10 protein-coding genes are annotated in these 10,303 nt (G+C 65.8%); 2 read left to right on the top strand and 8 right to left on the bottom strand.

Annotated features, from left to right (window positions below; genetic code table 11):
* Both VGM51_03285 and VGM51_03290 read right to left on the bottom strand, forming a co-directional pair.
* Window positions 1-474 (bottom strand): hypothetical protein (locus VGM51_03285; GenBank protein ID HEY3412062.1); only part of this gene is annotated, 474 nt, incomplete at its 3' end.
* A 686-nt stretch (window positions 475-1,160) separates the two neighbouring features.
* Complete coding sequence (locus VGM51_03290; GenBank protein ID HEY3412063.1) at window positions 1,161-2,303, bottom strand: glycosyltransferase; 1,143 nt, start codon at window positions 2,301-2,303, stop codon at window positions 1,161-1,163.
* A gap of 231 nt (window positions 2,304-2,534) precedes the next feature.
* On the opposite strand from VGM51_03290, the gene VGM51_03295 reads away from it, so the two are divergent.
* A complete protein-coding gene (locus tag VGM51_03295) occupies window positions 2,535-3,506 on the top strand; it encodes a glycosyltransferase family 2 protein (GenBank protein ID HEY3412064.1) in 972 nt (323 codons plus the stop codon).
* The gene (locus VGM51_03300) at window positions 3,503-5,035 is read left to right on the top strand and encodes an O-antigen ligase family protein (protein HEY3412065.1); all 1,533 of its coding nucleotides are present in this window, start codon (window positions 3,503-3,505) and stop codon (window positions 5,033-5,035) included. The genes VGM51_03295 and VGM51_03300 overlap by 4 nt, the downstream gene beginning before the upstream one ends.
* On the opposite strand, the gene VGM51_03305 is transcribed toward VGM51_03300, so the two are convergent.
* The 6 genes from VGM51_03305 to VGM51_03330 form a co-directional block, all read right to left on the bottom strand.
* Window positions 4,957-5,652, bottom strand: a complete 696-nt coding sequence (locus VGM51_03305) for a class I SAM-dependent methyltransferase (GenBank protein ID HEY3412066.1) — start codon at window positions 5,650-5,652, stop codon at window positions 4,957-4,959. The genes VGM51_03300 and VGM51_03305 overlap by 79 nt on opposite strands.
* A gap of 58 nt (window positions 5,653-5,710) precedes the next feature.
* Window positions 5,711-6,367 (bottom strand): class I SAM-dependent methyltransferase, encoded by a 657-nt coding sequence (locus tag VGM51_03310; GenBank protein HEY3412067.1) that lies wholly within the window; start codon window positions 6,365-6,367, stop codon window positions 5,711-5,713.
* A 127-nt stretch (window positions 6,368-6,494) separates the two neighbouring features.
* Window positions 6,495-7,865 (bottom strand): flippase, encoded by a 1,371-nt coding sequence (locus VGM51_03315; protein ID HEY3412068.1) that lies wholly within the window; start codon window positions 7,863-7,865, stop codon window positions 6,495-6,497.
* Between the two features lie 160 nt (window positions 7,866-8,025).
* On the bottom strand, window positions 8,026-9,009 hold the full coding sequence (locus VGM51_03320; GenBank protein HEY3412069.1) for a glycosyltransferase: 984 nt from the start codon (window positions 9,007-9,009) through the stop codon (window positions 8,026-8,028).
* Window positions 9,010-9,176: 167 nt separating this feature from the next.
* Window positions 9,177-9,818, bottom strand: a complete 642-nt coding sequence (gene rfbC / locus VGM51_03325) for a dTDP-4-dehydrorhamnose 3,5-epimerase (GenBank protein HEY3412070.1) — start codon at window positions 9,816-9,818, stop codon at window positions 9,177-9,179.
* A gap of 2 nt (window positions 9,819-9,820) precedes the next feature.
* Window positions 9,821-10,303: SDR family oxidoreductase (locus VGM51_03330; protein HEY3412071.1), on the bottom strand; the 483-nt coding region annotated here is incomplete at its 5' end.

The raw sequence follows: 10,303 nt of genomic DNA on the forward strand, positions 1-10,303 counted from the left end.
GTCGGCGGGCGTCGGATCCGTGTCGGGAAGCGGGAGGTCACCACCCACGCTGCCCACGAAGATGTGACTGCTCGCGTCATAGAACGACCAGGCCAGGTACCCCGCGTAGCCGTGCACCCCCACGACCACGGCCGCCAGCAGCGCAAGCACCCCCGCGGCAACGGCGACCCTTGAACCCGCCCGCCGGGCGAACAGCCAGACGTCCACCATGGCCAGCAGTCGCCAGAGCCCGAGCAGGATGCCGAGCACCAGGACGGTCTGCGCAAACGCCGGGTCGAACAGGTCCAGGGCCATGCCCCGCAGGCCGCGCTGCGCGAGCCCCAGGATCACGTACCCGAGGACCGCGAGCATCGGGAGCGCGTACACGAGCGCGAGCCGATGCCGGCGTTGGTAGGCGTGCCCCAGCCCTGGCCAGATGAAGGACAGCACGACGGCTGCCGTGGCCGAACGGGCCGGGGCGCGCGTCGATGCCATGTTCGTTGAGTCCCCCACGTTCGCGGGCGGCCGTCCGACCGTAGTGGCCTCGACGGTAGCGCATCGGGCGAAAGGGTGTCGGGGCCCTGAGCGTAGCGCGGGACGCGGATCGACGCCCGAGCCGAGCACCCCGCGTACGGGCACTACCGAGCTGCTGATCCCGCGCCCTGTGGTGCCGCCGATGCCGTGGGCGAGGTCGATGGCCCGTACCAGCGTCTGTCCGGGCGAACGGTGTGACCGACTCATTGGCGAACTTCTTCATGTCGGGCACGAGCATGTGCACCGAGGGATCGGACGACTTGCGGGAATAGCCCGGGCCTCAGGACGACCCGCTCGATGTCGTCCTGCTTCACCTTGGTCGAGGTTGAGCACCTCGCAAGGCCGCTTGGCCGGGAGTTGTTCTTGAGCATCCCGCTCGCGGCAGCGAGGATGTCGGGCAGCTTGGCAGCATGCGAGCAGGAGCTACTGCTGGCGGTGGGCCTGGGAGAAGTCGCTGTCGCTGGCGCGAGAGCGAGCGGACGTACCCGAGCGCCTTCTAGGCTGCGAGGTCATGCTTGCCGGCGCTCAGGTGTAAGCCAGCCGGAGGCAGCGGTACGACGCGGCCAGGTTCAAACGGGAGTGCATCGGCGGTCCATACGCTGTCAGCGAATCGGGCGGCCGCGCCTGACCCGATCCAAGGCTCGGCGCTAGGTGGTGAGCCCTTCCGGCGCGTACAGCGTGGGGTCCACGTCATGCCGGGCGAACAGCTCGCGCCAGCGACGAAGGAAGACGGACGTGTCAAATGTCGCGGCGTGTGCCCGGATCAACGTGGGTTGGAACGTGAGGTCATCGAGTCGCTCGATGGCGTCGACCAGGTCGTCAACGGTCTGGCGCTCGAAGAACACCCCGGTCACGTTTTCCAGGACGCTCTCGCGGGGACCGCCCGCCCGGAGGGCGATAACCGGCTTGCCGGCCGCCATCGCCTCAACCGGGGCGATCCCGAAGTCCTCAACACCCGGCACGAGATACGCGTGACAGCGGGCGAACAGGTCGACGAGCTCTGACCGGTCGACACGCCCCGTGAACCGGACGGTCGGGCCACCCCGCGCCTCGAGCCGCAGGCGTTCCGGGCCATCCCCCACGATGACCAGGTCGCGCCGAAGCCGGGTCGCGGCATCGACGGCGAGATCAAGCCGCCGGTACGCCAGCATTCGGGCGGCGACGAGGAGATAGCCGTCGTCGCGAGTGGAGAGCGGGATGGATCCGACGTCTACTGGGGGATGGATCACCTCGGCCTCGCGGCCCCACAGGCGGCGGATCCGATCCCGCACCGCGCCCGAGTTCGCGACGACGACGTCCGGGCGGCCCGCCGTGGCCACGTCCCAGCGCTGCAGGAGCGGCCTGATCGTCCGGGCCGCCAGCCGCGACGTCAATGACAAGCTGGACTTCTCAAGGTACGCGTCGAGGTCCCATGCATAGCGCATCGGGGTGTGCACGTAGGTCGCATGCAGGGCTCCCTTGCGCGTGCGCACCGCATGGGCGAACGCGATGGAACTGCTCACGACCAAGTCGAACGCCCTGAGGTCAAGCGCGGAGTACCACACCGGGTACAAGGGCAGGAACCCGCGGAAGTGGTCAGTCGGGCCCGTGAACCGCTGGATCGGCCAAGTTCGCACCCGCCGCGGGTCGATCTGGTGCCCGAATCGCCCGGCGTGGAAGAAGCTCGTGAACACCGATGCGTCCGGGAGGAGACCGGCGAACTCGACCGCACAGGCGTCCGCTCCACCGTCGGTGACGAAGAAATCGTGGACTACCGCCGCACGCGGAGACTCACGCCGCGCAGTCTGCATCTGAACTGATGGTATCTCGTAACGACTTGTCGAAACGCAGAGTCACTCCAGGACGCGATGCGAGTGATCGTGCCGCAGCTCGCGAAGCACCAAGCTTCTCGGCGATGGCTGGCGCACGCTACCCTTTGGCTCTATCTACTGCATTCTGCCTCTGACAACGGCTCGTCGACGACACTCACCTGGACCAGGAGCGCTATGTACAGTCCAGACCCGGCGCCTCGTCGTGGGCCCGTGGCACGGCGAGTCACGGCGGTGGTCCTGAACTGGAACGGCTGGCGGGACACGATCAAGTGTGTCGAGTCGCTACGGCACCTCGACGTGTCACCGAACGTCCTGGTGGTGGACAACGGTTCCACCGATGAGTCAGTGAACCAGATCCGCGCGGCTGCCCCATGGGTCCGTCTCGTTCTGCTCGCGACTAATCGCGGCTTCGGGGGTGGCATGAATGCGGGCATCGCATCGGCGTTGTGCGACGATCAGGACCTCGACTTCATCTGGCTCCTGAACAACGACACCCTCGTCGAACGACACAGCCTTGGGCGCATGATCGCCCTAGCGGAGTCCGACCCGAAGATCGGGATTGTGAGTAACCGACTAGTGGACACCGACGACTCAGGCCGGGTGCAGGCATTGGGCGGCGGGGGTCTCAACCGCTGGCTCGGGACGACCTCGACCTACATCACGCCCCAGGACAGGGCCTGCGACCACTTGATCGGGGCGAGCCTCCTCGTAAAGCCCTCTCTGCTGCGCAACATCGGCGGGTTTGACGAACGCTACTTCTTCTTCCTGGAAGACACCGAATTCAGCATGAGGGCGAGGCGATCGGGTTGGCGGCTGGCTGTCGCCAAAGATGCGACAGTCTTCCACACAAGGGGCGCGTCCATCGACCGCGGCTCACGCGTCCGTAGTCTCCGCTCTGACCTGAGTGCGGCGCGGAGCTCCGGCATCTTCGTGTCTGGCCTTGACTTGCCGTGGCGGCTCACCGCGGTCCCGCTGAGGATTGCGGGCATGCTCCTCAATCGGCTCGCCAGAGCCCAGGTCGACCGGCTGCTACCGGTTACCCAGGCCTACTTGGACGGACTGCGCATTGGGCGACGACCACCCGTCATTCCGCGCTTCGCTCTCGACGAAGAACAATCGACAATCCAGGCGATCGGGACGGAGACCGCAGATAGCGCTTCAGCACGGAGCTGCGCCGGGTGACGAAGTCTAGTCGCGTCGAGGACCCCGAGTTGGCGCACCGCGAGCGGGTGATCAGCTCCTTGGCCGCCATCGCGTTCGTGGCCTTGGTCGCGACGGCCGGATTTGCAGACTACCTCTCCTCGTGGCTACCGAGGATTGGTGGCTATCCGGCAGGAGCAATCCTGCGAGACGGGGTCGCTGCGGCGTTCATCGTCCTCGCAGTCCTCGTCCTGATTTGGCAGCCATTGGGCCGGCAGGGAGCCACTGCCACCGCCAGTCTTCCGGTTGTTGCTCGCTTCGCAATCGTCCCGTTCGCCCTTTTTGCCACATGGGTGCTCGTACTCGTGCCGATCAGCCCAGCCCTCGTGCCTGCCATCCTCGGCGCAAGGAACCTGTTGCTCTATGTCCTGGTCGGATTCGCCACTTACGCCCTGGTCTCGCGTCGCGCACTCAGGAGTGGTGTCGTCTTGGGAGTATTTACTGCTTTCGGGTTCATCGCGGCGAGCCTCGGCATCCTCGACACCCTCACCAATGGCGACCTCGTTGTCGCACTCGGGTATCGGCGCGACTACTCAGGAGTCACGGGGAGTGAGAACCGTTTGATTGCCGGGGCGTCGGCGCTGTTCGAAGGGTACGTCCGGGCATCCGGCGGGATCTCCAATGCCCTCGTGTTCGGCTACTTGATGGCCGCGATCGCCGTCTTTGGGACGTGGATGCTCGACCGAGCCGTGAGGCAATCCGGGTGGCGCAGCATCGGGGGCGCGGTCTATCTGGCACTCGCAATCCTTGCCACCATGGCCTGCATCGAGTCGCTCACGCGAGGGGCGATCGTGGCACTGGCTGTCGGCCAGCTCACACTCGTCGTTGTGCGGCGACGCAGACCGATTGCCGTCGGCGCCCTGACGGCAGTAGGGGTGGCGCTGCTCCTGACCTGGGCCACCCAGGGGGGACTGTCCAACAATCCATCGGGCGGGGCAGTACCAATTCAGGCTGCGCAAGGAAGCCAGACGCCCGCGTCGAGCCAGCCTGACGACTCTGACATCCTTGGCACACTCGGGACGCGGATCACGTCGGGTGACCCGTCATCGCAGGAATCCTCCAGCCTCCGACTCGACCAGTTCAGGAGAGGGCTCGAAAGCCTCAGGGCTCGACCGATGGGCAACGGCCTTGGAAGCGAGGGCAGCGCGTCCACACGTGCACCAACCCCAGGAGCGGACCTCACGCCGGACGTCTTCGTCATGATCGTCGCGCTCCAGACCGGGATCGTGGGGGCTGTGCTCTACGGCCTACTCTTGGCTGCGACCATATTCGGGGCAGTCCGGCGGTCGACCGAGGGCCGAGACCTTGTGCTGGCGATGGTCGGAATCTTCGGAATCGCGGCGGTGCTGAGCTCGTCCCCGGACGCTCCCGTCCTCGCGACGACAATCTGGATCCTCATCCTGGCCGTCAGCGCTAGCACGGTCTTCGAAGGTCACCGCGAGGGTGTGTCACCGGCGTCAACGGAAACGGACTTGATCGACGAGCCGGGGGCAGGACTGGCGACGACATAGAGCTGGCCTGCGAGCCAGTCGTCGGATCGCCCTCGGGTCGCTCGCTGCGCCAAACGACGACCGAACCCTAACCTCGCGAAAGACGGCGCACCCCACCGCTCCGGGACCCAACCTCCCTCGCGAAGGGCGAGTTCCATGTCCCTGCGGGTGAAGAACCGCAGATGGGTTATGTCGAAGATCCCTTGATCCTCGTAGGTGAACCCACGTCCAACTGCAATCCGGGCAAGGGCTGGGATGAAACGAATGTTGGGCATTGAGATCGCCAGATTCGAGCCCGCATGCACGACGCGACCCAGCTGACGAATGACGGTCCACGGATCGACGAGGTGCTCCAAAACGTCGGCACAGACGATGAGATCAAAGGACCCTTCCAACTCATCAATGGCGGTCTCAACCGGACCGCAGATCACTCGATCGAAGACCACCGCCGAAAGCGCCGCGCTGGCCGGATCGATCTCAATCCCGACGATCTCACTGGCCCCGTGATTCCGGTACCAGAATGCATTCGAGCCGGCGCCGCAACCGATGTCGAGCACACGCCCATGGTCGGCACCTACCCAGTTCAGGAAGTCAGAACGATCGCTAGCGTAGTAAGTGGCAGCTTTCGGGGTCAGCAATGCGAAGCCTGTCGACTAGGACGACCAACCCCTGCGGTAGTCGATCGCGTTCCCGCCTTCACGAGTAGAAGGTCTGGAACTCGCCACCGTCATGCGCAAGGTAGTCGCCCCACGGCGAGGCATCGCCCTGGTGGCGTTTGCGGAGGAGCAGGACGGTCGTGTGGCTCGCACCCGGACACGCATGAGCCAGCGGCGCCGCGAGCCGAGCTCGCAGCGGATAGAAGCCAACGCCCACGCGCTGCTCGAGCTCGTACGCACGACCATGCGTGACAAATCCCAGCAGTTCTGAACTCGTATATCCGCGCACGTGTGGGCCAAAGGTGCGGATCGAGGTTGGTTGGATCCCGGCCAACATGAGGAGTCGATTGTGGAGGCTGCCGAGGTTGGGGGTGGAGATCACCAGCCACCCGCCGTCACGTGTCACCCGGAGGATCTCGGACATAGGGAGCCAGATGTTCTTCAGGTGCTCAAACACCTGATTAGCGATCACGACATCGAATGCGCCGTCGTCCCAGGGGAAGCGGCTGGATTCAAGGTCCAGTTGCGCGACATCGATCCCACGGCGCTCGGCCTCTGCCGCAGGTTCCGGGAATATCTCCACTCCGGACGGTCGTGCACCGAGGAGGGCGGCCATGCGAACCGTCTCAGCACCGTCCCAGCACCCGACATCGAGCAGGCGCGCCTGAGATCCGACCTGCGCTTCGAGAGACTTCATAAGCGTCCGGATGGTGCGCCGAACCTCGTCTAGCACGTCATCACAGGATGCGCTCATGGCCCCTGACTATAGCACCGCAGGGAGGCGGGACTCGTGTCGTCGAATGGCGCACGACCGGTTCAGGGGACTACCTCAATCTCGCGAGCGCGCTTCGGACCGGGATCGCACCTGTCGCCGCCGCGACGAGGAGGAAGGCGACGATACCTGCCGGGACGGCGAGCAGCGAGTAGCGAATGGGCCACACAACAAGCGCCATGACGACCGTCGGGATCGCGGCTGTCCGCATGGCGGCTGGTAGCGCGGCGAAGGAGACGTCTCTCGTCCACCACACCAGCAGGCTCAGCACTGTGAGCTCAGACACGATCGTGGTCAGTGCAGCGCCAAGCATTCCGGCAATCGGAATGATAAGCAAATTCAGGCCCATGTTCACGAGCGCTCCGGCAGCAGCGGCTGCCAGATACCTCCTATCTCGGCCCCGCGCGAGCAGCAGGAAGGCAAATGCTGCGTTGCTGTAGACGGTGACGACGCTCCAGATGAGGATTTGAAAGGGCGCAACGGCGGGCAAGAACTCCGGCCCGAACACTAGGAGAATGATCGGCTCGGCGGTGAGGGCTCCTCCGACTGCCATTGGGAGTGCCCACAGGACGAGCTGACGACAAAGGCGGGTCACCGCGATGCCCGTTCCTGCGTCTCTCCTCGCCACGAGAAAGGACAGCTGCGGGATCGCCACCGTTCCGACGGCACCCGCTAGGGAAAGGACCGGCAAGATGACGCGATACGCGGCGGCGTAGTACGCAACCTCCTCGCCACTCCTGAAGATGCCCAGCAGGATCGTGTCGAAGCTGTAGTAGATGGTGATCGCGATACTCGCCGCTCCCAACGGCAGCCCACGAAGGATCGTTGCCGGAATGTGCAACCCAAGCGCAGAACGAGGACGAGGCCACCGGCCCGCTAGCAGGACGGAGGTCGCCGTGGTCGTCCATGCCGCGATCGTCAAGGCACCGGCGGCAGCCAACGCCTCGTCCCCGGGGTTCACGAGAATGAGCGCCGCCAGCAATTGCGATCCGGTCGTGACGACGTCGATGAACGCCGTCTGACCGAATCTTCGCTTGCCCTGGATTACCCAACGAGCATTCAGCGCGGCCGCCGGCAACCCGATGCCGAGTACGACAAGGACAGTCCGCAGTTCCATGCTCACGGGAACGAGCACGAGGCCAGCTGCAAGGACCAGTAGTGTCGCAACCAGTAGCGTGAGCCGCGCCGGGACGACGCGATCAACTACCTCGGACGACGGACTGCCTCGGGCAATCTCCCGCAATCCGAGCGTCGTCAAGCCAAGGTCCACGAAGATTAGCGGGTAGGCCATGACCGCGAGGGCCAGCTGTAGCGTGCCGAACCCGCCAGGACCGAGGCGTCTCGCGAGCACGGCGAGCAGGATCACGCCAAAGGCGAGTGATACCGCCCTCGCGAGCCCGATGACGAGGATGGAACGCGTCATGCTCCGAGCTCGGCCGTGGCATTGGACGTCGCTACCACGGACCGCGCAACGGAGGGCCTGTCCATCCAGGCCCGCGTGTTTGGCGCCCGGTTCACATCATCGACGTGCCCCCTAGCCCAGCCGAATCGGACCGGCGTCGAACATCGTCCGCCGATCACTGTCACTGGCGGCGCCCACCCCGATTCGGCGGCCGATCGACGCGCGCGACGGCCTCCATGAACCCCGCGCGCAGCGTCGATCGGGGAACGAAGATCGGCGCGGGATCGGGTCGGGCAACCGCGACGTCGATGGCAGCTGCGATCGATCGCACGTCGTAAGGGTCAAGGTAGGTGGCGAATCCCGCCGGGATCTCCGACGAGAAGCCCGTGCGACTCGCTGCCACCGGAAGGCCGACGGCCGCGGCCTCAACGGCCGGCAGGCCGTAACCCTCCTCGAGCGAGGGCTGGACAAGCGCCCGACTCGTGCCAAACAGCTGCTCGAGGTCGTGCTCTGGCAGGAAACCATGTACCTCGACGCCTGGGATCCCGCATTCCAGCAACCAGGCTTCCATGCGTCGGACCTCGTCCGGGCTACCCCCCACAAGGAGCATGCGCCCGCCTCGAGTGCAGAAATCCGTCGTCCCAAACGCCTGGCACAGACGCTCGAGGTTCTTGTGGACGCCGAACCTTCCGACATAGATGACGCGATCCGATCGAACCGGCTTCGCGCGCATCTCGCGGATCCTGGCGATCCGACCAGGGTCTACGGAGAGGCCGACGACGAGGACTCTGCCGCGAGACACCTTCAGGTCCCGAACGATGGCCTCCTTCGACTGGGCGGAAACGGTGACGATCGCCTGGCTCAGCCGAGAGACAATTGCGAAGAACGTCCACTTCGCAAGCCGGACAACGCGCCGAGCCTCGAAATGGAGTGGGATCGTGTCGTGGATTAGTGTGACCGACCGGCCCGGCAGGAGCGGTCGCATCTGATGCAGATAGACGATCACGTTCGCGCGCGGAACACGGAATAGGTCAGCCTGCCCGGCCCTCCTTGCCGGGTGGCCATGCCATGCGGCGATGGTCGCCCCGGCAAACACGAATGGCGCCAACTCCGCCGGATCGCCCCATAAGGTCCACTTGCCCGAACTGGGTGGGTCATCGCGCAACTCCCATAGGAGCAGCTCGGTTACTCGCCCGGCTCCGCCGTACCCAAGCCACCTGCAATCGAGGACTATCCTCGACTCCTCGAAGGGTTCGCCCGGACTTCCCCGCGAAGGCGCCGCACGGGAAGGATTGCCGGCAGTCGCCTCGGCGTGACTGGAGCGAGGGGCCGTCAATCGTGGCCTCGCAGATCAGCCGTTCCTGATTCGGCCTTGGGCTCAATGTGATCGCCAGCCGCTGATACCGGCCTGAAAGCGTGTAGCGCCGCGCTCGCCAGCCACTCCTGGAGCGTCCCGGCAGCCGCGTCCTTGGGCGAGAGCTGCGCGTGTGCGACCGGCCATTCGATCCCTAGCGCAGGGTCGTCCCACCTGATCCCCGACTCCGCGGCCGGGTTGTACGGCGCCGTGCAGAAGTACTCGATCTCCGCGATATCGCTGAGGACGGCGAATCCGCGCGCGAAGGTCGCCGGCGCCCAGAACAGGACCGGCTCCTCGCCGGACGCCTCGAGCGACACGTGCTTGCCCAGCGTCGGTGAGCCCGGGCGGATGTCCACGGCGACCACGAATGCCCGGCCCGAGACCACCCGCATCAGCTTGCCCTGGGGGGGATCCCACTGGAAGTGCAGCCCGCGGATGACGCCGCGCTCGGAGCGCGACTGGTTCACCTGCTCGAACCGGGTCGGCAGGCCGAGACCGAGCTCCGCGAACGCGTCGGTCCGGAGCACTTCCGTGAACCAGCCACGGTCGTCGCGGAACAGCTGCGGGCGGACGAAGAGGACCTCGGGAATGGATGTGCGCTCGATGGTGAACGGCATCGCTACATCATCACCAGGCCGCCGTCCACCGCCAGCACCTGGCCGGTGATGTAGCCGGCCTCGTCCGACGCGAGGAAGGCGACCGCGTCCGCGATCTCCTCTGGCGTGCCGAAGCGGCCGAGCGGCGTGCGCTCGGTGATCTGCGCCTGGAGCGCCTCGGGCAGATCCTTCGTGAGCTCCGTCAGCACGAACCCGGGGGCGACGGCGTTGACCGTGATCCCGCGCGACGCGAGCTCGCGCGCCGCGGCCTTGGTCAGGCCGATGAGGCCGGCCTTCGCGGAGCTGTAGTTCGCCTGGCCCATCTGGCCCGCCTGACCGGACACGCTGGTGATGTTGATGACTCGCCCGCTGCGCGCCTTGAGCATCGGCCGGGTGCACGCCTTGAGCGCCCAGAACGCCCCGAACAGGTTGGTCTCGAGGACGTCGGTCCAGTCCTCGGCCTTCATCCGCATGATCAGGTCGTCACGGGTGATGCCGGCGTTGTT

The sequence above is a fragment of the Armatimonadota bacterium genome (genome assembly GCA_036504095.1).
Classification (GTDB): domain Bacteria; phylum Armatimonadota; class DTGP01; order JAKQQT01; family JAKQQT01; genus DASXUL01.